13 protein-coding genes and 1 pseudogene are annotated in these 23,843 nt (G+C 63.2%); 6 read left to right on the top strand and 8 right to left on the bottom strand.

Translation table 11 applies throughout. The annotated features are described in order from the left end of the window. Positions 1-154 precede the first annotated feature (154 nt). The 3 genes from ACYVHH_RS11395 (at position 155) to groL (ending at position 3,642) form a co-directional block, all read left to right on the top strand. Entirely contained in the window at positions 155-1,438 is a 1,284-nt protein-coding gene (locus ACYVHH_RS11395) for a porin (protein ID WP_460565291.1), read from the top strand. A gap of 232 nt (positions 1,439-1,670) precedes the next feature. After that, the gene (gene groES, locus ACYVHH_RS11390) at positions 1,671-1,961 is read left to right on the top strand and encodes a co-chaperone GroES (protein WP_050715183.1); all 291 of its coding nucleotides are present in this window, start codon (positions 1,671-1,673) and stop codon (positions 1,959-1,961) included. A 37-nt stretch (positions 1,962-1,998) separates the two neighbouring features. Then, positions 1,999-3,642, top strand: a complete 1,644-nt coding sequence (groL, locus tag ACYVHH_RS11385) for a chaperonin GroEL (protein ID WP_460565290.1) — start codon at positions 1,999-2,001, stop codon at positions 3,640-3,642. Between the two features lie 66 nt (positions 3,643-3,708). Here the strand turns inward: groL and ACYVHH_RS11380 are convergent, their stop codons facing one another. From ACYVHH_RS11380 to ACYVHH_RS11370, 3 genes are all read right to left on the bottom strand, one after another. Then, positions 3,709-4,557: a DUF6279 family lipoprotein gene (locus tag ACYVHH_RS11380; RefSeq protein ID WP_460565289.1), complete on the bottom strand. Its 849-nt coding sequence runs from the start codon at positions 4,555-4,557 to the stop codon at positions 3,709-3,711. A 401-nt stretch (positions 4,558-4,958) separates the two neighbouring features. Continuing rightward, on the bottom strand, positions 4,959-5,351 hold the full coding sequence (locus ACYVHH_RS11375; protein WP_460565288.1) for a YkgJ family cysteine cluster protein: 393 nt from the start codon (positions 5,349-5,351) through the stop codon (positions 4,959-4,961). A 23-nt stretch (positions 5,352-5,374) separates the two neighbouring features. Beyond that, positions 5,375-6,589, bottom strand: coding sequence for a sensor domain-containing phosphodiesterase (locus ACYVHH_RS11370; RefSeq protein WP_460565287.1), 1,215 nt, complete (start codon positions 6,587-6,589; stop codon positions 5,375-5,377). A 367-nt stretch (positions 6,590-6,956) separates the two neighbouring features. On the opposite strand from ACYVHH_RS11370, the gene ACYVHH_RS11365 reads away from it, so the two are divergent. Then, a complete protein-coding gene (locus ACYVHH_RS11365; protein ID WP_460565286.1) occupies positions 6,957-8,588 on the top strand; it encodes a methyl-accepting chemotaxis protein in 1,632 nt (543 codons plus the stop codon). 270 nt (positions 8,589-8,858) lie between these two features. Here ACYVHH_RS11365 and ACYVHH_RS11360 read toward each other — a convergent pair whose 3' ends face one another. The 3 genes from ACYVHH_RS11360 to ACYVHH_RS11350 form a co-directional block, all read right to left on the bottom strand. Then, positions 8,859-9,209 carry a type II toxin-antitoxin system RelE/ParE family toxin gene (locus tag ACYVHH_RS11360; RefSeq protein WP_062196848.1) on the bottom strand — a complete coding sequence of 117 codons (351 nt, stop codon included), beginning with the start codon at positions 9,207-9,209 and terminating at the stop codon, positions 8,859-8,861. Beyond that, a complete protein-coding gene (locus tag ACYVHH_RS11355; RefSeq protein ID WP_062196849.1) occupies positions 9,206-9,487 on the bottom strand; it encodes a type II toxin-antitoxin system ParD family antitoxin in 282 nt (93 codons plus the stop codon). The genes ACYVHH_RS11360 and ACYVHH_RS11355 overlap by 4 nt, the downstream gene beginning before the upstream one ends. Before the next feature lie 216 nt (positions 9,488-9,703). Next, positions 9,704-11,161, bottom strand: coding sequence for an IS5 family transposase (locus ACYVHH_RS11350; protein WP_460565285.1), 1,458 nt, complete (start codon positions 11,159-11,161; stop codon positions 9,704-9,706). A 200-nt stretch (positions 11,162-11,361) separates the two neighbouring features. Here ACYVHH_RS11350 and ACYVHH_RS11345 point away from each other — a divergent pair. After that, a pseudogene (locus ACYVHH_RS11345) lies at positions 11,362-11,556 on the top strand (hypothetical protein); the annotation flags it as partial. A gap of 2 nt (positions 11,557-11,558) precedes the next feature. Here the strand turns inward: ACYVHH_RS11345 and ACYVHH_RS11340 are convergent. Then, positions 11,559-15,776 (bottom strand): OmpA family protein, encoded by a 4,218-nt coding sequence (locus tag ACYVHH_RS11340; protein WP_460565284.1) that lies wholly within the window; start codon positions 15,774-15,776, stop codon positions 11,559-11,561. A gap of 2 nt (positions 15,777-15,778) precedes the next feature. After that, positions 15,779-23,398, bottom strand: a complete 7,620-nt coding sequence (locus ACYVHH_RS11335) for an SdrD B-like domain-containing protein (protein WP_460565283.1) — start codon at positions 23,396-23,398, stop codon at positions 15,779-15,781. A 20-nt stretch (positions 23,399-23,418) separates the two neighbouring features. Here ACYVHH_RS11335 and ACYVHH_RS11330 point away from each other — a divergent pair, with 20 nt between their 5' ends. Then, complete coding sequence (locus ACYVHH_RS11330; protein WP_157451403.1) at positions 23,419-23,595, top strand: IS3 family transposase; 177 nt, start codon at positions 23,419-23,421, stop codon at positions 23,593-23,595. The last annotated feature ends 248 nt before the right edge of the window (positions 23,596-23,843 follow it).

Below are 23,843 nucleotides of genomic sequence, written 5' to 3'. Positions count from 1 at the left end.
TCAACAATGACACCAAGAGATCAAGCTGCACACACTCACCCGGGAAAACCCCTGTGGGCTTTTTGCCTAAAAAAGCACGGGCGTTCGTTTTCACTCACCCGCTGCCGTTACGATGAGCATGTCATCACAACCACCCACGCTGGAGACTTTGCACATGAAACCCTTGGTCAAGTCGGCTTCGTCTGTTTTCCGCCTGTTGCCGCTGAGTGCGGCCGCCCTCCTTTCTTTCGGCTCTGCTGCACACGCCCAGAACGTACAGCTGTACGGCTTGGTGGACGCAGGCATCACCCGCGTCTCCGGCTTGGCGCAGGGCTCGGTCACACAGTTGTCCAGCGGCATCATGGAAGGTTCCCGCTGGGGCCTCAAGGGCACCGAAGACCTGGGCGGGGGCTACAAGACCATCTTCACTCTGGAAAGCCGGTTTGAGGTGGATACGGGCAGCCTTTCAAACCGTCCTGCTTCCGGCAGTCAGGTGCCTGACCGGATTGCAACGCCTGCGGCACTCGGACTGGCAACCAACGGACTCACCACAGCCGCTGTCAACGGCGTAAACCCGTTGCTTGGCAGCACATTTGGCGTCAACCTAACCAACAATCAGTTTGACCGCCAAGCATTTGTGGGGCTGATCACCCCCGTAGGAGCGGTTCTCGCAGGCCGCCAGTACACCCCGGGCTATGAGGTTGCTGCAACCTTCGACGCCACAGAAACCCAGTCCTCCCTGGCGGCTGGGCAGTTGGCCGCCATCCCTGCGGGGTTTGACATCCGTGTAAGTAACGCCCTTCAGTACCGCATCCAGACGGGGGGCGTAACAGCCTCTTTGATGATCGGCATGGGTGAAACTGGCAGCTCCAGCTCCAACAATCGGCTGGTCGGTGCGATGGCTATGTACAAGGGCGACGGCTACGCCGTTGGCTTGGGTCACAACACCCGGAACAACGAAGTGGGCCAGAAGTCGTTGACCACGACCACCTTGGGGGGCTGGGTGAACGTTGGCCCCGGCAAGCTGAGCGCCTTGTACTCGATCCACAAGGACGATAACCCAAGTGGTTTCTCCACCCTTGCCCAAACTCTGGTGAGCTTGAACGGGGCGCTTGCCGCCGTTGCAGCAGACGTCCAAACCGCGTACATCAACGCCTTCAAAGTCGACGCTCACCTCTTCAACATCGGCTACCGTATTCCCTTCGGCGCCAGCACCGTTACGTTCGCCTACAGCAAGCGCAACGACAAGACCGCATTCGACGGCGACGTGAGCTCTTATGGTGTCGCCTACACCTATGCGCTGTCCAAGCGCACGGACATCAACGCCGTGATCACCCGCTTCGACAACGGGACCAAGGGGCAGGCTGCGCCTGGCGGCAACGGCTACCTGGGCGGCGTGACCCGCGCAGCGGGCGTGGACAGCACGAGCATTGCGCTCGGCATCCGTCACCGTTTCTGACCGTCACTTCTTCAACACAAACCCCGCCGCGGCGGGGTTTGTTGTTTCAGGCACGACGTTAGGGCTCAAGCGCCAGCCCGACAACGTTGCCAGGGATCAAGCCCCAACTCTTGAAAACCGGCGATTCCGCCCTTATCATTAGCACTCGCTGGAGGTGAGTGCTAACAGGCTTGACGCCTACGCCTCCACGAACCGTCCAACCAACGTTTCTCTCACTGATACAGGAGATCTCATGAAACTTCGTCCTCTCGCCGATCGCGTGATCGTCAAGCGTCTGGAAAACGAAACCAAAACCGCTTCGGGCATCGTGATCCCCGACAACGCCGCAGAGAAGCCCGACCAGGGTGAAGTGCTGGCTGTGGGCCCGGGCAAGACGAACGACAAGGGTGAGACCAAGGCCCTGAGCGTGAAAGTGGGCGACCGCGTGCTGTTCGGCAAGTACAGCGGCCAGACCGTCAAGGTCGATGGCGACGAACTGCTGGTCATGAAGGAAGACGACCTGTTCGCGGTCGTTGAGAAGTAAGCCCTCCTCCCTCTGTATTGAATAAGGAACCTGAAAAATGGCAGCAAAAGACGTAGTGTTCGGCGGCGAAGCCCGCGCCCGCATGGTTGAGGGTGTGAACATCCTGGCCAACGCCGTGAAAGTGACCCTGGGCCCCAAGGGCCGCAACGTGGTGCTGGAGCGCTCCTTCGGCGCCCCCACAGTGACCAAGGACGGGGTGTCCGTGGCCAAGGAAATCGAGCTGAAGGACAAGCTGCAGAACATGGGCGCCCAGATGGTCAAGGAAGTCGCTTCCAAGACCTCCGACAACGCTGGTGACGGCACCACCACCGCCACCGTGCTGGCCCAGGCCATCGTGCGCGAAGGCATGAAGTACGTGGCCGCCGGCATGAACCCGATGGACCTGAAGCGCGGCATCGACAAGGCTGTGGAAGCCCTGATCGCCGAGCTGAAGAAGGCCTCCAAGCCCACCACCACCAGCAAGGAAATCGCCCAGGTTGGCTCCATCTCCGCCAACAGCGACTCCTCCATCGGCGAAATCATCGCCAACGCGATGGACAAGGTCGGCAAGGAAGGCGTGATCACCGTTGAAGACGGCAAGAGCCTGCAGAACGAGCTGGACGTGGTCGAAGGCATGCAGTTCGACCGCGGCTACCTGTCGCCCTACTTCATCAACAACCCCGAAAAGCAGGCCGCCCTGCTGGACAACCCCTTCATCCTGCTGTTCGACAAGAAGATCAGCAACATCCGCGACCTGCTGCCCACGCTGGAAGCCGTGGCCAAGGCTGGCCGTCCGCTGCTGATCATTGCCGAGGACGTGGAAGGCGAAGCCCTGGCGACCCTGGTGGTCAACACCATCCGCGGCATCCTGAAGGTTGTGGCTGTGAAGGCACCTGGCTTCGGCGACCGCCGCAAGGCCATGCTGGAAGACATCGCCATCCTGACGGGCGGCAAGGTCATCGCTGAAGAAGTGGGCCTGACCCTGGAAAAGGTGACCCTGGCCGACCTGGGCCAAGCCAAGCGCGTGGAAGTGGGCAAGGAAAACACCACCATCATCGATGGCGCCGGTGCCGCTGCCGACATCGAAGCCCGCGTGAAGCAGATCCGCATCCAGATCGAAGAAGCCACCAGCGACTACGACCGTGAGAAGCTGCAAGAGCGCGTGGCCAAGCTGGCCGGCGGCGTGGCAGTGATCAAGGTGGGTGCCGCCACCGAAGTGGAAATGAAAGAGAAGAAGGCTCGCGTGGAAGACGCGCTGCACGCTACCCGCGCTGCCGTGGAAGAAGGCATTGTGGCTGGCGGTGGCGTGGCCCTGCTGCGCGCCAAGCAGTCCGCTGGCACCATCAAGGGTGACAACGCCGACCAGGACGCCGGCATCAAGCTGGTGCTGAAGGCGATCGAAGCCCCGCTGCGCGAGATCGTGGGCAACGCCGGTGGCGAGCCGTCCGTGGTGATCAACAAGGTGCTGGAAGGCAAAGGCAACTTTGGCTTCAACGCTGCCAACGACACCTACGGCGACATGATCGAGATGGGCATTCTGGACCCGACGAAAGTGACCCGCACTGCTCTGCAGAACGCCGCTTCCGTGGCTTCGCTGATGCTGACCACCGAGTGCATGGTGGCCGAGGCTCCGAAGGAAGACGCTCCTGCCATGCCCGGTGGCATGGGCGACATGGGCGGCATGGGTGGCATGGGCATGTGATCTGCCTGACGCCTCCGCGTCCTGTAAAAACCCGCTGGCCAGCCCAGCGGGTTTTTTTATGTGCGCTCAGGGCTGGGCGGCCAGTGCCCGGAATATCTGCTCGAATTCGCCCAGCTTGTTCGCTGCCTGCTGGCGCTGCTGCGCCGTGGTACGGTTGTGCAGTTCGGCGATGAAGGCGCATCCATCGTCAACCACGGCTTTGGCGTAGGCGTCATACCCGGTCGATGGCGCGCGGTTCACCCGAAACCAGTAGGCCTGCAACAGGGGCAGCGGGTTCGAACCTGCCTGCACGGCGGCCAATGTGTCCAGCAGGTCCTGCTGGCGGCGCTGCCGCTCTGCAAGGGTCACATCAGGCTTGAATGCCGATTGCTGCATGCGCTGCCGCACCCACAGGCGCTGCTCGGCCGTGAGTGTGCCGTAAAACGTTTCTGCCCGGTCGATGGCGCGCTCCAAACGCTTGCGGCTCGGGCTGCCATTGCCGTTCATGAAGTCTTGCCGGAAGGTGTCGTCCTCCTTCTGGTAGTGACGCCGCAGGTGGTCCACCTGCTCGGGCGTCAACTCCCGCGCCAGCCGGGTAAGCGCCGGCAGGCCTTGCACGACCATGTCGTTCACCCAGGTGCGCATCAGCCCAAAGCCTTCACAGACAGTGGCTGGCTGCAGATCGCGGCTGGCAGCGATCCGCCAGCGGGCCAGGGCATCGGCGTACGAGGGTAGCTGGGCGCGTCTGTGCCACGCGTGCCAGTTGTCCAGTTCCGGCCGCAACCACGCGCTTTGCGCAGACGACAAATCCACCATGCTGTCTAAGCGCCAGTAGAGGATGGTGGGAATGCGGTTGTAGGCCAGCGTCACCACGCTACAGCCCACCAATGCCAGCGTCAGCAAGACGGCGGCCCACCTGGAGGAGCGAAGATTCATGCTGCTTGGTCCATTGACGCCAGGATCGGTTCCTGCATCATCCCCAAATGGCCAAGGCCTAGCACAAAACCAGGGCATTGCAGGCACCTGATCGGTGTGTTTATGCACATTTTTCTGTACTGCACCGCAGCGAAGTGCAATTGCTCAGGTCACGCATCAACCCCCAGAGTCATTCTTGCAAGTTGTTGATTTACATACACATTACCAATCTGCTCAAATTGCATGCAACCCAAGCAAGGCCTTGATTTTCAAGGGCCGCCGAGCCAGATTCAGTTCTTTTCAACAAAGTTATCCACAAGAATCTTGGGCAACTCTCACACCCCCAATCAAATCAAACAGTTACACGTTACTTGAGAGGAAACACGAGAAATATGCGGGGAGTGGAATCAAAAACAGCGTGTTCAGGGAAGCTGCCGCTTCTCGCCAAAAGGGCAATGGCCCGGCCGTGGCCCTACTTGGGGATGCTTGCGACAAGTGTCTGGCCGGTTTTCGTATACCCGGCAACGGCGGGTCTTGGCATCGAGAAAATGGCAGTCGCCGTTGGCCCGGCGAGCCAGCGTGAACAACTCGTTCTTGTGGTTGAAGTGATCGACCTGCCCGGCTTTGATCAGACGCCGTGCAATTTGCTTGAAGGGCTCATGTTCGGCCTCGAACGGATCCACCAGCCCCAGGCGGATCAGGTCCGGCATACGAACCTCCACCGGCATCGTGCAACAGTTCGCCACACAACGCTCGCACATGCCCTTTCTGTAGGGCGACCAGGTCTCCAGCCGGTCAACATCAACGTACCGCATGTTCAATCTCAAATCCAGAAACGTTACGTTCCCCGGCCTGCTGCCGTCGTCAGTGTCTCGATGGGGCAGGGGCGGCCCAGCAGATAGCCTTGCGCCTTGTTGACGTTCAGTTGGCGCAACACTTGCAACTCCTGCTCTGTTTCCACACCTTCGGCCACCACCTTGCTGCCGGTTTCCTCGGCGAATCGAATCAACGCAGCCGCCAGCGCGCGTATGCCACCATCCTTGTCTATGGCGCCCACCAGGCTCGCATCCAGCTTGATGACGTCAGGCTTGAGCTTCAGGATATGCCGAAAACTTGCGTAACCCGCGCCAGCATCGTCCACAGCCAGGCGCAATCCCCGCTGGCGGAGCGTGGCCAGCTTTTCTGCAATGACGCTGTAGTCCTCAATGGAGGCGTGCTCCGTGACCTCCAGCATCAACCGGTCAAGCGGGTACCCGGCCAGCATGTCGAGGACCGAGCCATCAAGTATCGTCTGCGGGGAGACATTAAAAGACAGATAGGTTCCATCAGGAAATCGGTCAAAGTCGGCCAGCGCCCGCCGTATGACGGCCAGCTCCAGTTCCACTTGCAGCCCAACCTCGGCTGCTTCGTTGAACCATTGGTCCGGAGGGCGCAACGGCGGCGCTGTGAACCGCGTCAGCGCTTCGTGCCCCACCAGCTTGCTCATGCCAACGTGGATGATGGGCTGGTAGACCATATGGAACTGGGCCTCGTCCAGCACCCGGCGTATACGTTCGTGGCGTTCCAGCGCCTGCCGCTGGTCCCGGACTGTGCGGCTGAGGATTCTGCCGACAAAGTCGGCGTAGAGACGAACAAGCAGCAGGTCACGCTGATCGAGTGACTCCTTGGGTTCGCGGCTGAAGCAGCAAAGTGTGCCAAACACCTCGTGGCCCAACCTGATGGGCACACCGATGTGCGCGCCAACCGGCATCTGCGTAGTCGCTGGCAGCTTCAGTGCTTCAGGGTCGCAGCCTGCATCGCTCATCAGTTCGGGCAAACGGCCGTCCACCACACGCTGGCAATAACTTTCTTCCAGGGGATTGGCGTCACCAACGTTGAAGGGGCGGAAAGCCTCGTCGGAGTCCACGTACCGGAAGACGCGGCGGCCCGATGTGAACTCGGAAATGAAGGCCACTTCCAAGCCCAGATGCATGCGCACCGCGTGCAGCGCATCCTGCAGCAGCTGGTCGATCAACCTCCCACCGGAAGGAAGACCATCTTTGAACACACTCATTGAAACCATTCTTCTCAGGCTCAAGGCCAGCACGGTTCACGAAGCTTAGAGCATACGCGGCCAAAACACTGACAACATGGATTTGTCCAAGCGTGGCCAGACAAACCCATGACCGTTCTGTAGGCAGCTTTCCGGCCTCGCAGACCGCTCAGCACCCGCCTTTCAAATAGACCCAATGTGTACCAACGGGACGGAACGCTCCATGAGCGCTCCATCTTGCCAGCCATACCGATGGTCAGCATTTTTCTTAAATTCTATTTGTCTAGGACAAATTGGCATAAACTATACCCCAGACGGTAAATGGCACGCCCGTGCGCTGCTTGCAACCACCTTCCAACAACCACCGGCTTCCCATAAGGAGTGCAACATGGGTTTCATCACCAGCCTCAGAATCGGTCCACGTCTTGGCATGGCCTTTGGCGTGTTGCTGATGCTGATCGTGGGCATGGCCGCCACAGGCTTCATTGGCGCGGTGAAGCTTTTTGAAGAAAGCAAAACCATTTACGAAGACAGGACCGTTCCGTTGGGCGACCTGGGCAGGGTCGACTACCTGCTGCAACGCAACCGGGTACTGGTTCTGGACGCGTTGGTGCAAAACGACCCGGATTCCGTGCAACGGCGGATCACCGAATTCCGCAGAAACATCGAAGCCCTGGCGAAACACTGGCAGGCCTACAAGGCCACAAACATGACGCCTGACGAGGAGCGTCTGGCCGAGGCCTTCACCCGCGCCCGGGAAGCCTACGAGACACAGGGTCTGGCCCCTGCGGTAGCGGCACTGGAAGCTGGCGATGCCGCCCGGGCCCAGGAGCTGTACCGGAACAAGATTTCGCCTCTGGCGCCCCCGGCAGCCGAAGCCTTGCAAAAATTGGTGCAGATGCAGATCGATGTCGCCGCAGAGGAGTTCCGGAGTGCGGAGGCGCTGGAAGTCACCGTGGAAGCGGTGATGGTCGTGGCAGCGATCGTGGCAGGGCTGACAGGCATCGGTCTCGCCATCCTGATAACCCGCTCGATCACAAAGCCCTTGGCCCAGGCGGTGCTGGTATCCCAACGCGTGGCGGAGGGGGATCTGAGCTCAAGGATCAACGCCAGTGGCAAGGACGAAATCGCCGACCTGCTGCGCGCCCTTGGCACGATGAACGACAGCCTCGTGAAGATCGTCTCGGAGGTTCGGCAAAGCAGCGACTCCATCGCCACGGGCTCTGCGGAAATAGCCACGGGCAACGCCGATCTTTCTCAGCGCACGGAGGAGCAGGCCTCCAACCTGGAGGAAACGGCAGCGTCCATGGAGCAGTTGACGGTCACCGTCAAGCAGAACGCCGACACCGCACGACAGGCCAGCCACATTGCCCAAGGGGCAAGCAAGGCGGCCACACGGGGCGGCGAAGTGGTTGGCCAGGTGGTCGCCACCATGCAAGAGATCACAAGCAGCAGCCAGAAAATATCCGACATCATCGCGGTAATAGACGGCATTGCGTTCCAGACCAACATACTGGCGCTCAACGCGGCGGTGGAGGCTGCGCGCGCCGGGGAACAGGGCCGGGGTTTCGCGGTGGTGGCCGGGGAGGTTCGAACCCTCGCGCAAAGGAGTTCGTCGGCAGCCAAGGAAATCAAGGAGCTGATTTCAGCCAGCGTCGAACGGGTGGAGGCTGGCTCAGCCCTGGTGACTCAGGCGGGCCACAGCGTCGGCGAAATCGTGCAGCAGGTGAATCGGGTGACGGAGCTCATCGGCGAAATCACGGCCGCCAGCCAGGAACAGGCCAGCGGCATCTCCCAGGTCGGCGAAGCGGTCCAGCAGCTGGATCAAGTGACGCAGCAGAACGCCGCTCTGGTGGAACAGTCTGCGGCGGCGGCCGATAGCCTGAAGCACCAGTCTGCGCGGCTTGCCGAGTTGGTCAGGGTATTCAAGTTGACCGATGCCGGCGCCATGCAGAACAGCCACGTGGCCCGCAAACCGCTACCAGCCGCAGGAGGCAGGCTGGCCTACCGCGCGTCTTGAGCGGCCAAAGTGCACTCCCGCCAGAAATGTGAACCCAAACGTTTGTGGCGGGCCAGGCCGGGCAACAAAAAAGCCCTTGGTCACTGATGACTAAGGGCTTTTGGTTCTGGCTGACAGTGCCAGAGAATTTGGTGGTGCAGTCAACCACCGATTTCGAACTCATTTTCCGAACCCCTGCGCAATCCTTCGGGCCAGTGCGGAAAGTTTCGGGCGTTTGTCCGTTTCACGCCGCCCCCGCAGGAGCACGCTGTAGCCCCGCTGCTCACGGTCTCACTGGATTTCAGCGTCATCGTTCGGCCAATGCCTCGACAGATCCATACTGTCGTGAAGCAGGCGCAGCACCTCGATGACTCGCCCCGGGGCAACCCGGAACACGACGAAGTGACGGCCCTTTCTGCCCTGCCGCGCCACATGCAGGGTGCGAATGCCGGGCGCGATGTCGTCCCTCGCTTTGGCCCCCAGGATGTCGGGCCCCTCGTGCAAGGCCTCGATGGCTTGTGTCACGGTGTCGACGTAGTACCCAGCCTGCCGGGAACCGAAGCGCTCCGCCGTCCACGCCGCGATGTCGAGCAGATCGGCCTCGGCACTGGCGGCCAGGCGAACGCGCCACGGCTCGCTCATGCTTGGGCGAGCGTTTGGGCTGTCACGGCCTTCAGGTGAGCGCGCAAGGATTCCTTGGTATCGAACGTCTTGTAGCGTCCCGCCTCGATATCGGCGATGCCCGCCTTGGCGGCGGCGCGCAGCGCTTCGAGGCGGCTGGCGTCCTCGGCCTCGCGTTGTTCGACAAGACGCAAGCCCTCGCGCAGCACTTCGCTGGCGTTCTGGTAGCGGCCGCTGGCGACCAAATGCTCTACCAGCGCGGCCTGGTGATCGGTGAGGACAACATTGCGCGTCGGCATGACGATCTCCTTGCAGGAAAGATTGGCATAGTATGCCAACCCTACACCCGGAGTGCAATCCCGATGGGTCACTCCACTGGGGGCTCCGCTGGGGGTAACCCGCATGCACGGCCCCCCGTCGCAGCCTCGCCAATGCAACATTTTTGATACATCCCCGCGACAATATGCCATCTTGCTATTGACAGCCCCCATTACAATTAGTCGGACCTGCAAAACTCATTTCGCAAAGCTCAGTGAGCTGACGAGCGCGGCGCGATGACCCGGAACGCCCAAGTTCGCCGCCACGGCGCACAGCCGGCCCAAGGCGCGCAGCCATAAAAAAACCGCCCGGATGCCACGGCGGGCGATCGCCCGCAGCAGCCAGGCGATGTTGTAGCCCGCGGCGCACAGCACCGCGTTCAGCGCATCGCCCTCGGCGCCCTTGAGCCAGCACCGGCGCATGCCGTGGTCGGCCTTGAGGTGTCCGATGGCTGGCTCCACCGCCTGGCGCCGCTTGAGCCAGCGCCGCTGCACCGGCGTGAGCATCTTGCGCTTGCCGCGATGCACCAACTCGACCTCGCCGAGCTGCGCGTCCACCCCGCGGTAGCCCAGATCCACGATCGCCACCTTGGGCTTGGCTGCGATGTCTTGCAGCAGGATCGTCGTCTGCTCCAGCTGCTCGGCCAGTGTGTGACCGTCGTAGGGGTTGCCGGTGAAGCTGCGCGCTCCGACCATCAGCCCCTGCTTGGCGGTGACCGCCACGCTGACCTTCACGCCGAACTCGTAGGGCTGGCGGGCCTTGCCCTTGCCGATGCACTCGACCTCCGGGGCGTGCAGCGCGTACAGCTTGCCTTTGTCCTTGGGGCGCTGCTCGCGCAGGCGCTGCGCGCGTTGCAGCCATGGCTGCAGCTTGTGCCGCGCGGCCTGGCTCAACTGCGGCATCTGGCGCTGCACGTCGCGCAGCACGCGCCCGAGCACGGTGCGCTGGCGCTTGAGCACCCGGCGCAGCCGCTTGAACTGCTTGGCGTGCGCATAGCCGCCGGCACGCCGGCGCAGGCTGCGGCCCTCGCGCTCGAAGGTCTGCTTCAGCCGCAGCCCGGCGCGCTGCGCCAGTTGCACCACCTTGGCCCGCGCCACTTCCAGCAGCCGGCTGTCGGTGGGATAGGCCACCGCCTTCTCCTGCACCGTGGTGTCCACGATCACACGCTGCAGTTCGCTCTTGCGCACCGCCCGCATCTGCACGGCCGCCTCGATCGTCTTGGCCAGCAACTCCTCCACGCCGGCCTCGCCCAGCACCCGCCTGAAGCGCCCGATCTGCGTGGCATCGCACGGCAGGCGCGGCTCGTAGTACTCCTGCCCGCTGAAGAACTGCCACACCACGTTCTCGGCCCAGCGCTCGACCACGGCCTCGTCGCTCAGACCATAGGCATGCTTCAGGTACAGCAGCGACACCATCAAGCGGATCGCCAGGCGCGGGCGGCCTGCCGCGCTCACGCCTGCGCCGACCACCTGCACCGTGGGGCCGAACAGGTCTGCACCTTCGATGCTGCGCCCGCGCCGGTCCTTGCGCGCCAGCAGCGGCGCCACGCTCGCTTCGATCTGCTGCCACGGCATGCGTGTGGCCAGCACCGCCAGCGGGTGGCGCAGGTCGATCATCTGGTCCAGTCGGGCGCGGAAAAAGTCCGGCGTGCTCATCGAAATCCGTCTCCAAACTCCCAGGAATTCCCATCGAGCCGATTCATCTTCGGGAGTTCCAACCCCGCAACATCACCTCACCAACTCAGTGTCTATGCGGCTTGAGGGCGTTTTGCAGGGCCGACGAATTTACAGCGGATTTGGGACTTGACTGGAAAATCCCAACCAGTTGATTCTCTTCGATTAACGTTGGGACACTACTGCCACCCCAATTTTGTGTCCAAAAGAATCGCGGGCGGAGCACCGCTTATGCCGTCCTGCTTGACAATAGCCTCGATGGTGCTGGCGAAGCCCTACGTATCCTCGTCAATGAAGCCGCCTAGATCGAACGAAGCGCGTCTCGCGGTGCCCGTCCCTACGAGCGCACTACGAGTCGACGCGATTATGCCAATGGGGTTCATAGCTTAGCGAGCAGATTGACGAACCAACCCCGGCTTCGGTAATCCAGGTTGGTCAGGTCATCCGAGAAATCGGTGAAGTTATATCCAACACCCACTTTGACATGTTCGTTGATGTGGCGATATACGCCGACGAGCGCACCAAACCGAGCGTCGCCCGCTTCTTTAGCTCTCAGATAGCGCAATTCACCGATGGCGTCCCACTTATGCACAACGTGCCAGTCGAGCCGCGCGATGCCGAGCCAGGCGCGGCTATTGAACCAGCCGCTTCCGGCGACACTGGTGTCGCGCAGTTTGCCGAAGCGGTAGCCGAGCTTGCCGCCCACCGAGAGCTTGGGCACCAGGTCATATATGGCGTCTACAGACAGCACATGGCTGCGCTGCTCGAACGTGCGGGCGCCGCCCGATGCGCTGAGCTGGCCGGGGCTGGGTAGGTCGGCGAGGTAAGTGTACTTGAACAGGGCATTGAGCTTGTCATTGAGCACCGGACGGTAGCCCATGCCCAGCACCACTTCGGTGAAGTCCGCGTCCGTGGTGCTGCCCGCCCCGGCGTTGCTGATGGCGAAGTTGAGCTTGGCGAGCACGCGCCAATCGGGCGTGGTCTGGTAGCCCAGACTGTTCTTCACCAGCCAGCTCGTGCGCTTGCCGGTGGCATTGCCGTCCTCGGTGCGGTACTCGATCACACCCGCGTACTTGGTTTTCTCGAACCGATAGCCAGCCGAGAGCGAGACGGCGGTGCGATCGAGGTCGCCGGTCGCGGGATTGGAAGTGGTGCCTTTTTCGAGGCGCGCGCCCCAACTCCAGCGGTCGTCGGCGGCAAGGTCGAGGCCGAAGGCATGGATCAGCCCCGACGGCCCATGGTCTGCGCTCTGGTAGCGTTGTTCGGCGTACACCGACAGGCTGTCACTGTAGCGTGATTTCATACCAGCGGTGAGATTGCCGACACGGCCGCGGTAGCCGATGTCGCTGCGGTCAGGGTCGAGCAAGTAGTTGAGATAAATACTGTTGCGGTCTGATAGACGATAGTCCGCGCCGATCTTGCTCCCCACCCCGCCATCGCCGTCGCTGACTTCGCCGCTGAGCTTCACGCGATCGTTGATCTGGTAGTGCCCGCCCACACCCACGCGGTCGTTTTCGCTGCGGGTGGCAGCGTGCCGCACCGTGCCCTGCACCAGGCCGTATACCGCCCACCGTCCCGGCTTGCCTTCCCTGTCGAGCGGCTGCCAGGTCAGCTTGGCGGCTACGTCGGTGCGCGCGCCGGTTTCGGCGAGCGCGGCACTGCTACCTGCTGCCAGCGCCGTGTCACGGTCTTCGTGGCGCGCTCCCAGCCCGAGCGAAACCTCTGGCGTGAACGCATACCGACCGTCGATTTCCGCAGATCGGCTCGTGCCCGATGCGCTGCCATCCTTGAGGTCTGCACGGGCGCGCAATTCCAGTTTGTCGGTTGCCTGCATCTTGAGCTGCATGCCGCCTTGCACGATGCCTTCACTCGTGAGTTGGCCAGGCGCCGAGTAGCCATCGTCGCGCTTGACCCAGTAAACGCTGACGCTTCCCGGCTGCGCCCCGCCGATTTCCTTGAGATCGACGACCGCCTCGACACGATGCGCCTGTGCCTCAATGCCGGTGGTCCTGGTTTGAGCCACGGTGCCGAAATCGAAGCCGCCGTTTTGCGAGCTGAGCGCACCTGTGCCAGGGCCATCTGAGCGCGCGGTTTCGAGTTTGAGATAGGTACCCGGCTTGTAGCGCAAGGTGAGATCGCCGCCCAGCAGTTTCTGCTCGGTGCCGGCGCCGTCTTGCCTATAACCGGTCACCCCGATCTTCACATGCTCGTTGAGCCACTGGCTGGCACGGCCACCCAAGGTGAGATTACTCATCGCCGTCACCCCAGGCGTGTATTCATAACTTGCGACCAGATAGACTGGGTGACCGGTCAGCGAACCCGATTGCACCAGGGTGTCCGCGTCGGCCGTCGCGGCCAGCGGCGTGCGCAGCACCACCCGTCCCTGGATGCTGTTGATTTCGTAATCCTGCCCGGCGACCAGGGGGGTTGATTTGAGCACGATGCCCGAATCCTTGTCGCGGATTTCGACGCGCAGCCGCTCGGAGCCGACAAGGATGTCCTGATGCCTTAGATAATAGAGCGAGCCGCCGGTGCCGCGGAATTCTTCCACCGCAGCGAGTGTGCCAGGCTCGGCGGCGAACAGTTCGACTTCGGTGCGCTTCTCGCCGAACTGTGTCGTATCGGGGCTCATGTAACGCGCCTGCGCGCCATACAAACCACGGTTGTAATTGACCAGGTCGGTGCCGGTGAGCTTGGTCTGGAAGCTGCCCCAAAGCACGTGCGCATCGCCGCGCTGCAATCTCACATAGAATTTGCCTTGGGTCGGCGCGTCCTCGACCAGGGTCGAGTCGTCGCCGTAGACGGGATAGTAGGCGTTGGGGTCGAGGCGGCGCAGCAGGTAGCGCGGGTCTTTGCTGTTGAAATTGGTGAACAGGTGCTTGATTGGTTGCTCGCGTGTATCTGCGCTGGCGGTAAGCAGTGTTTCGCCCTTGATCTTGCCTTTGAGATAGAACGCTAGACGGCCATCGATGTATACCTTCTCGTCGTAGCGCTTGCTGTCATCGCCGGTGACGAGCTTGATCGGCCCTTTGACGTTGTTTCTGCCGAGCGTGAGGTCTGCCAGCGCGATGTAGAACCAGTCGTCGTGCGGGATGACGAGATGACGCCTGAACTCGGCACGCTGGCCGCTCGGCGCTTCGATGGCGATATCGACTGAATGATTGCCCGCGGGCAGAATCTGCCGCACCGCGAACTTGCCATGTGCATCCACCGGCACGCTGCGCCCGAACACGTAGACCATGCTGCCCGGCGCGAGTTTTTCGCCATTGACGGTGACCGCGCCGCCGGACACCGGGATGTTTTTCAGGCTGCGGTGGTTCTCGCCGTAGCCGATCCGGTCTTCGCGCGCGGTCGTGTCCTCGTCGCCGAGCGGACGACGGACATCCAGCAGGCGCAGGATCTTGGGCGCGGTCTCGTCGAAGCGGCCCGCTGCGTCATAGACACGTAGCAGGTATTGCACCGCATCACGGTCTTTCGGCGCTAGCCATTCGGCTGGGGTATCGAGGTGCGGGTCGAGCGGGATGATCGCCAATGGCGTTTTCTGCGTCGATTCGCCAGCGGCAAACACGCGCACTTCGGCCTTCTTGATGAAGGCAGCGTAGTTGCTGTACGGCATGAAACGCACGGTTTCGCCGCGCGCCGCACCATCGGGGCTGACAGTGAGATTGAGCACCGGCGTGGTTTCCAGCCCATCGAAACGCACCTGGATATCGGCCTTCTCCAGCGCGATGTCGGTGCAGCGGGTGGTGTCAGCGGTATTGGGCGTGTCGCCCAGCGTCAGCGGCTCGCCGTCGATGGAAATGCGCAGCGGCAGGCCAGAGTCGGAGCCATCCTGATCCTTGCACGGCCTGGGCACAGCTTTAGCCGGAGCGACAACCGGCTCGGTTTCGGTCTTCACGCCAAGCACTTGGTCGTACCAGATTTCGATCTCGACCCGCCGGTTGGGCGCGAGACAAGCCTTGTACGCAGCCATGTCGGCCGCGTTGCCGGAATACGCTTGCTTGGGGTCGCAGTGCACGATCGGTTGCGTATCGCCCATGCCCAGCGTTTCCATGGGGACCGACGCCATGCCCGGCAGGGTCTTCAGATAGGCCGCCGCCTGCTCGGCACGCGCGACGGACAACCCGCGATTGTCGCGATAGCGCGCGCGGGTATCCGGTGTCATGCGCTGCACGTCGGCGTGGCCGGTGATGCGCAGACGCAAGCCCGGCTTGCCGGCCAGCCGTTGCGCCAGCGCACGCAAAGCGACACGCTCGGGCTCGCTCAGCAGGTCGCTGCCGGAAGGGAACTGAGGCAGCGTGACGGGTGGGCCATCGGGCCGATTCGCCATCACTGGCACTTGGCGCGTGACAGGCGGGAGAACCGGTGCGCTCACGACCACCTTCTCGTCTGGCCGCCGGTATTCCACGTTGGGCGGCGTCTTACCGATGGTCCGGGTAAAGACGAGGCTGTCAGGCCAGGTCTTGCCGGGATGCTCGGGTGGAGTGCAGCTTGATTTGTCCTGGCATGCATCACGTGCGCCAGCGGATGCGGGCGCAGCGCACAAGGCAGCAATCATGCTGGCCAGTACGGTTTGTTTCACGGGCAGTGTATTCATGATCATTTAGCCTCCCTGCTGGCCTTGGCAGCAGGCAAGAAGAACTCTTCCTCGATCACCAGCGCATGGCAGCACGTTCCCTGTTTCCATGCCGCCTTGAGTTGCCGAGTGATGGAGCGCAGACGTTCGCGGGCCAGCGTCTCGCCGTCGCCTCCAACCTTGTAAGCCAGCCGCAGCACCGTCGGTCGCGCAGACAGCTTGTCCGGCAGCATGGCCAGCTGCTTCGCCCAGTCAGGCTTGAGCGTGGTACTGCCGGGCTCGAACGCGGCGTCGCTCATGTCCACCCGCACGACCTTGTGGATGGTTGCGCCGAAGTTGAGCTTGGTGAGCTTGCCGCGCGTGAGCCGCACGTCGCGCGGGTTTTCCGTGGTGAGGCGGTAGCCGGTTGGCAGCGTGCGCTCGTCGAGCTTCATGACGAAGTTGCTGCCACGGTCGGCATCGGGAATCGCCGCGCAGGCGACATGGAAGCGGCCTTCGGCATCGGTCGTCACCAACCAGCCGCGCGCGGTCGCGAGCCGCACGTTGGGAATGCCGGGCTCGCCTTCGTCCTGGTAGCCGTTGGCGTTCCTGTCGTCGAACACCTTGCCGATGATGTCGGTGCAATCGAAGGTGGGGTCCGGGGTCACCCGAACCGTTGCGGTGGCGACATTCGACACAGCGTTCGGATTGGGCGGCGCCACCAGGTTGTTGGTGGCGTGCGCGCTGTTGACGTATTCGCCCGGCTGCACGCCTGCGCCGACAATCAGCAGGAGTTTGATCGTACGGGTGGCGTTGGGGGCGAAGGTGAGATTAGGCCAGGTCAGCACGCGGCCATTCACCGTAGGCTCCACCGCCACGCCGTCGATCGTCGCGCTGCCGGGCTTGTACTTGAAGCCCGGCGGCACGGTATCGTGCAAGTCGATGTTCGACAGTATCGCCGCCAGCGTGTTGCGCGCGGTGATGGTATAAGGCACCAGCTGGCCGACGCTTACGTTCACCAGCGGCGTCGTCTTGGTCAGCGCGATCGCGCCGCCCAGCACCGGGTCGAGCGGGATGTGGTTGTTGACCACATTGCTCGAGCTAGTGGCCGGGTTTCCCGTGAGAGTCAGCGCGAGACTGGTGTAGTACAGCGTGGAGGCTACGCCGACTGGCGGACCAGATTGTGGTTGGATCGGGTCGGTCCCGCCCGTGGTCGGCGTGTAGGGACCCGGGGCCGGCGGAATGAGGGTCGAGTCTGGCGGCAGGTAGCCGGCTGGCTGCACCACCACCAGGGTATAGGTGCCGCTGCCCGGACAACCAGCCGGTGCCGGATTGACCAGAAGGAACTGGTACTGCCCACTGGGGCCGGTGGTCTGGGCGTTGACGCCGCCGACCAGGCAGTGACTGGGCACTGGCACGCCGCCATGGAGCAGGGTGACCGTGGCGCCGGCAAGCGGGTTGCGCGTCACCGCGTCGTACACCACGCCCGAGGGGTCGAGGGGCAGGTTCTGGTTGATCGTGGTGGTGCCTGGGTCCAGTTGCAGCTGGGTGATGATGCCATTATCGATGACACCGTTGCGCGAGGGCGTGGGGTCGTCGGACTGCGGCACCCCGTAGATCGCGCCGCTGACCGGCTCGCGGAAGCGCAGGCTGTAGTAAGTGGCCGGATTGCCTGGGGTGGAAGGGAAGAGGCCGCCGATGGTGTAGTTGCCGGTGGCGTCGGTAATCGCACTGCCCACCACCGTGCCAGCGCTGTTCAGCACTTCGACGATGAAGCCCTGCACACGCGAGGGGGCTGGCGGGCCATCATCGTCGATACGGTTGTGGTTGGCGTCGAGATACACCTTGCCGCTGATGGCTGACAGCGCACCTGCGGCGAAACTCACCGGCGTGGGGTCGTTCTCGCCGCCCTCACCCGCATCACCGTTGCCGTTGGCGTCTGGCACGCTGCCGTAGTCCGACAGGTCAGTGGCAATGATGGTGCCGCCGGGGGTCGAATGGGTGGTTGCCGTGGCCTGATTGTTCTGCGGCGGGACAGGCAGCGGATTACTCCCGAAATCGACCTCGACCGTGAAGGTGATCGTGCACCTTTCGCCGGGTTGCAGGTTCTGGTTGCCCGCCAGCAGGGCAAGGTTACTGGTGCCGTTGAATCCGGCATTCGCCACGAGCGCGGTACCGGTGCAGGCGGAAACCGCCGGCGGGGTCACGACGACAACACTCTGCGCGGACGGGAAGGCGGCGTTGAGATCGTCGCTCACCTGCACGTTGGTCGCAGTCACCGTGCTGCTCACGTTTTGGACGACGAGCGTGTAGGGAATGCGGTAGCGTTTGGCACCAGTCTGCACGATGCCGGAAACCGACTTTGCCACACCGATCGCCTGGGCAGACAGGTTTACCACCGTGGGGGATGTGTCGTCGGTGGGGTCGCCGTTCCCGTTGGGGTCGGTATTCGCGCCGTCGACACTGTCATCGCTGACCGCGCCGCCGCCGGGCGGCGAACCCGCCGCCGCTGCGCTGTTGTTGAACGGCCCCGGCGTGGTCGGGAAGAAGCGCACGGTAAAGTCGATTTGCGCGCTAGATGCCGAAGCGCCGGACTGCGGCAGACTGCTGCTGCCCGCCATCAGCAGGCTGGTGTTGACCCCGCTGCCGGTAAACGCTGCGTTGGCAACGAGCGCCGCGCCGTTGATCTGCGCGCTGATAACCGGCGCGCTGGAGATGGTGTACTGGCCCGGCCCCGGCACGGGACTTGTCGTGTAGGTGCCGAAGCTCGAGAGGTCGTCCGTCACCTGAACGTTGGCAAGCGGGGTTTGTCCTGCATTGCGAACCCGCAGCGTAAACGGCACGCTGTAAGTGCCGTCACCATGGTTGATCACGCCGCCGGCCTGCTTGGCGATACCGATCCTGGGCACCGGTACTGGCGTCGGATCGTTCTCGCCCGCTTCCGAGGCGTTGCCGTTGCCGTTGGGGTCCGGATTCGAGCCGTCATCCGACAGGTCGGAGACGGGGCTGCCGGTGTAGTCGCCCGTGCCGCTGGCCTGCGCCTGGTTGGCGTAGGTTGATGATGGACTCGGCTTGAAACGGAAGCTGAAATCGAGGGTGCAGGATGCGCCGGGTGGCAGCGCGGAAATCGTCGCGAGCGTGGTGTTGCCTGCCGCGCCGGTGTAGGCGGCTACCGGGCTGCCGCCTGAACAGGCGCCAACGAATGCAGGCGCGCTTTGCACCGTGTATTGCCCGGCGGCGAGGCTGGCTGCGGCGCCACCAGCCACGTAGGTGCCGAAACGGGGCGCGGCGCCCTCCAGCGTATCTACCACGCTCACCGTGGACACCGGTTCGCTACCTACGTTTTTCACCACCAACCGGATCGGCACCAGCAGGCTGCCATCCGGCTGGGCCGCCACGCTGCCGTTGACCGCCTTGGCGATGCCGATGGCTGCCCCATAGACGGGACTCACCGGCGTGCGGTCGTTTTCGCCCGCTTCGTTGGCGCGGCCATCGCCATTGGCGTCGGGATTCGCGCCGTTATCGGATAGATCCTGCAACTGCGGATTGGTCGCCGAAGTCTGGCCGGACAGGGCGCCGACGCCGCTGACCACCGCCTGGTTGCAGTAGCGGCCGCCGCACACGCCGGATACCGGCGGCAGAGGCGCGGTCGGACGGACGCGCAGCGTGAAGTCGATTTGGCAGCTTGCACCCGCGGCAAGGCTGAAACCTGAGGCGACGGTCGTCGCTGTAGCGCCGTCATAGCCGGCGTTGAGGCCACTGCAGGTGCCGGAGGGGGCGGCGAGGATCGTATATTGCCCGTCGGCAAGAACGGCCGTCATACCCCCCGCCACATAAGCGCCGAAAGCGGGCGCGGCCCCTGCCAGGGTGTCGGTCACCATGATGCTGTTCAGGGCTTCGAGGCTGAAGTTCCGCACGACCAGCCGGAAAGGCGCGTCGAACGTGCCGTCGGCGTTGACGGAAACCGTCCCATTGATCGCCTTGGCGATGCCGATGCGCGCCTGCGGCACTTCGGCGAAGGTGTAGCCGGTGGCAGCAGTATTGGCAGGCAGATTGATCGCCGAAATCTGGTCATTGACCGCGGTTGATCCGCCCGCGCTGCCAGCGGTATCGGTGCCGTCCACAAGGTGTGCCTCGCTCACGGCGCCTTCGGTGATCGTGTAGGTGCCCTGTGGGAGGAAGCCGAACAGGTAATTGCCGCTGGCATCGGTGGTAACGGTGCGGGTAATCGACGCACCGTCGAAACTGGTGCCAGAAAGTGTCATGGTGATGCCGGAGATGCCGGTGTCAGCCCCGGGGGTGAACGAGCCGTCGTTATTGAAGTCGCGAAACACCCGGCCGGCAAGCGATGAGGAATTCACTGTGACGCTGCCGCTATTGCTGTTGTTGGTTGGCACCGTGTCTAACGAGGACGTGACGACGCTGGCGGTGTTCGTGAAGGTCTGCGGCAGGGCGCTGACGCTGACGACCTGCACCGGCACCACGATATTGACTTCGCCGCCCGAAGAGACAGTGCCCAGATTGCAGGTAAAGCTGGTGGCGCCCGCGATGCCTGTGCAGGTGGCAGAAGTGGTCGAGCCCGCGATCACGCTCACCGTAGGCGTGCCGGTGAGTTCCATGCCCGTCGGCAGGGTGTCGGAGACGACGACGTTGTCGGCTTCGGCGAGTCCTGGCCCGGTGTTGTTGCGCACCCTGACGACGAAGCTGAAGTCCTCGCGCAAATTGACCGGGTTTACCGAGGGCGTCTTGCTTACCACCTGCACGTCCGCCTTGGTGCGCACGGTGGTGTTTTCGCTGACGGTATTGTTCGCCGTGTTGCTATCGAATCCCAGCGTGGATTCATCGGACGACACACTGGCGGTGTTGGTGTAGCTACCCTTGGCGACGCCCTGCAGCGTGACCGTCATGCTCCTCGACACGCCGGCAGCCAGAGTAGGCAGTGAACACACGAGCGTGCCACCAAGGCTGTTGACAGCGGGTACCGTGCCGCAGCTGCCCCCCGCCGGCGCGGTATGCGCCTGGTAAGACAGTCCCGCAGGCGGGAGTGTGTCAGTGATGACGACGTTTTCCGCCGCCGATGGCCCCAGGTTGTTCACTGTGATCGTGTAGACCGTGTTATCGCCCACGGCGACCGGATCGATGCTTTCGGTCTTATTGATGAGTAGATCGAGCGTGGGGTTGTTCACCGGCGTCGCTACGCTGGCGCTGTTGTTGGTGGCGTCGGTCTCGTCAGTGGTGGTCGAGACGCTCACGCTATTGGTGAGTGTCGAGCCGCGCGTCGCCGTATTGGGCCGAACGACCACCAGCACGGTCTGCTGCGCGCCGTTGTTGATCGTGCCGAGGTTACAAACGAGCTGATCGTTGCCGGGCCCTGTCGTGCTGAGCGGTGCGGGGGCGGTCGCGCAGCTTCCGCTCGAAGGGGTGGCCGAGATGAAGGTGACGTTATGCGGCAGGGTGTCGGTGATCGTGACGTTTTGCGCCTGCGACAGGCCATTGGGTAGATTCCTGGCCGTCACCACATAGGTGAGGTTCTGCCCCGCCGCCACGGGCGACGGCGTGGCCGTTTTCGTCACGGTCACGTCGGCGCGCGGCGTCACGGTGCTGGTCACGCTGCCGGTATTGTTGGCGAGATTGGGATCCGCCACGCTAGTAGAGGTCGCTGTAGCGGTATTGGTGCGCGCGCCGCCGTTGCCGCCGGGACGCACCTGCACCACGATCAGCGGGCAGTTGCTACCGGCCGTACACACCGGAAGCGTGGCGAGGGTACAGGTGAGTTGCCGTCCAGTTGCGCCACTGGTTGCTGTCGCGCAGCTTACACCGCTCGCCGCATTGGCGGTGATGGTGTGGCCGACGTAGCCATTGGCCGGGCCCGTGGCGTTATTGATCAGACTGGAGAAGGTGTCGGTTAGGGTGATGTTGGCGGACGCCTGCGGCCCGTCGTTGACGACTTCCAGCGTGTAGGTTAGGACATCGCCGGCCGATACGGGGTCCGGAGTCACGGTCTTGATCACCCGGACATCGGCGCTGTCGCCTGGCGCGCTGCCGGTGACGGTGTAGGTCGTGGTGTCGTTGGCGGGGTTGGTGTCTGGAATGTTAGGGTTGGGCGAGCTCACCGTCATGCTGTTGACGATGCTGCCGGTGGCGGTGGCGGTGGTATTCAGCGTGACAGCGGGTGTGGTGGCACCGGCAGCGAGCGGAGAGGATGCGGTGTAGGCGCGCTGGCAGGTGATGGTCGCCGGCCCCGTCACCGACGCAGCCGGCGTGCACGACCAGCCGTTCAGCGTGTAGCTGTTGACTGTAAGCCCGGCCGGCAGGTGATCGGTCATGACGAGCGTGCCGTAGAAGCCGGCATTGCCGACGTTGGTCACGCTGATGTTGTAGGTGTAATTGTTCCCGACCACGACCAGTGGCGGATTGGGACCCGATTTGTTGGCGCGCAGATCGACTGTGGGCGCATTGATCGTGGCGCCGCCGTCGGTGGCGGTGTTATTGGTGGGATTGGGGTCGCTCGGGCCGCTGCTGGCAATGCTCGCGCTGTTGGTCGGGTTGCCTGGGCTTGCCGCCGTGACCGGAATCGAAATGTTGCCCAGCGGCACATTGCCGCCCGCGCCGCTGCCGGCAGGTTTGGTGCAGGTCACGGTCTGGCCCGACACCGAGCAGGTCCAGCCGTTTTGCGGGCTTGCGACCGTGCCAATGCTGTAATTGGATGGAATCGTGTCGGTGATCGTCAGCCCAACAGGAGAGTCGCCGGTATAGGACGGGGAAAGCGTGAACGTAACCGGCTGCCCGACCAGCAACGAACCGGACGGCGCACGTGACTTGGTGATACGCACATCGCTGCCGGCAGTGACCGTGGTATTGAAAGTGGCGGTGTTGTTGCCGGCGACCGGATCGCTCGGCGTGCCGCCGCCGACACTGCCGCTCGGTGTGAGCGTGGAGCCCGAAGCCGCGGCGATCTGGCCGGTGAACATGCGCGTCACGCTCGCCCCAACGGCCAGCGGGCCGGCGATGGTACAACTGTAGGTGCTGCCGGCAAGCGTGCAGCCGGCGGGCGGCGTCACGCCCACCAGCCCGGTGGGCACGGGAAAACTAAGGACGACATTGCTCGCCGGGTCCGGTCCGTTGTTGGTCGCGGTGAAGGTATAGCTCACCGTACTGCCGGATGCCGCGCTCGCCGGCCCCGACAGAGCGAGCGCAATATCCGCCCCGGCGTTGACCGTGGTCGTCTCGTTGTCGACGTTGTTACTGCCGTCGTCATCGCCCGCCGTCGGGACCGATGCCCCCAAGGCCACCGTACCTTGCGCCGTGGTGTGAATCGTGACGGACACCGTCGCCTCATCGCCGGGGTTTCCTGCGGCCGCGAGCGCAGGAACGCTGCACGTCACAGGCCCCGTGCCGGTGCAGGTTAAGCCGGTGGCGCTGACGAAACTCGTCGTCGGCGGGATGCTCAACGTGAGCGTGGTGGGCGGTGCGGCACTGGTGCCGTTGTTCGACACCCGCACGGTATAGGTGATATCACCTCCAGCCGGCACCGGATCAAAGCCGGTATCACTGTTGTTAACGACCCAATCGACTCCGGCGTGCGCAGCTCCTGCACCGAGCAGCCCGATCAAGGCGAGCGTTCGCACAAATCGACTGAACTTCCTGCAGTCCGCATGACTCATTGTGACTCCGCTGTGAATTGATGCCTCGGCAATCAGAAGTGTACCTGCAAGCCTACGAGGCGGTGAGCGCTGCACGCTCAGACCTGGACACCTACATCGACTGGTACAACCGCGAGCGTGTGCATTCGCGCATCGAGGACCGCACGCCCGAGCAGGCCTACTGGGCGCTGCTGCCCGAGCTGGCCGTGGCTGCCTAGAATGAAAATCCCGGTGCGCCCCGAGTTGCCCACCGCGTCGGTCGGTTCGTCGCACAGCGACCACCGCCGCCGTGGACAACTCTGCACCTCTTCAACCCGCACGCAGTCTCTTTATCTCTCGGGGTAAATCTGTTCAGACAAGCGGGGCCACTTCTATCCTTTTACTGGACTGAATCCGTAGTCGGCCCTGAAATATTCGTTTTCAGCCAGCGGTCAGTCGTGGTGCCGGCTCTCTGATTGCGTTGACG

Source organism: Hydrogenophaga aquatica (assembly GCF_054780915.1).
Note: the sequence above shows the minus strand (reverse complement) of the source record. Positions and strands in the feature narration are given on the sequence as shown.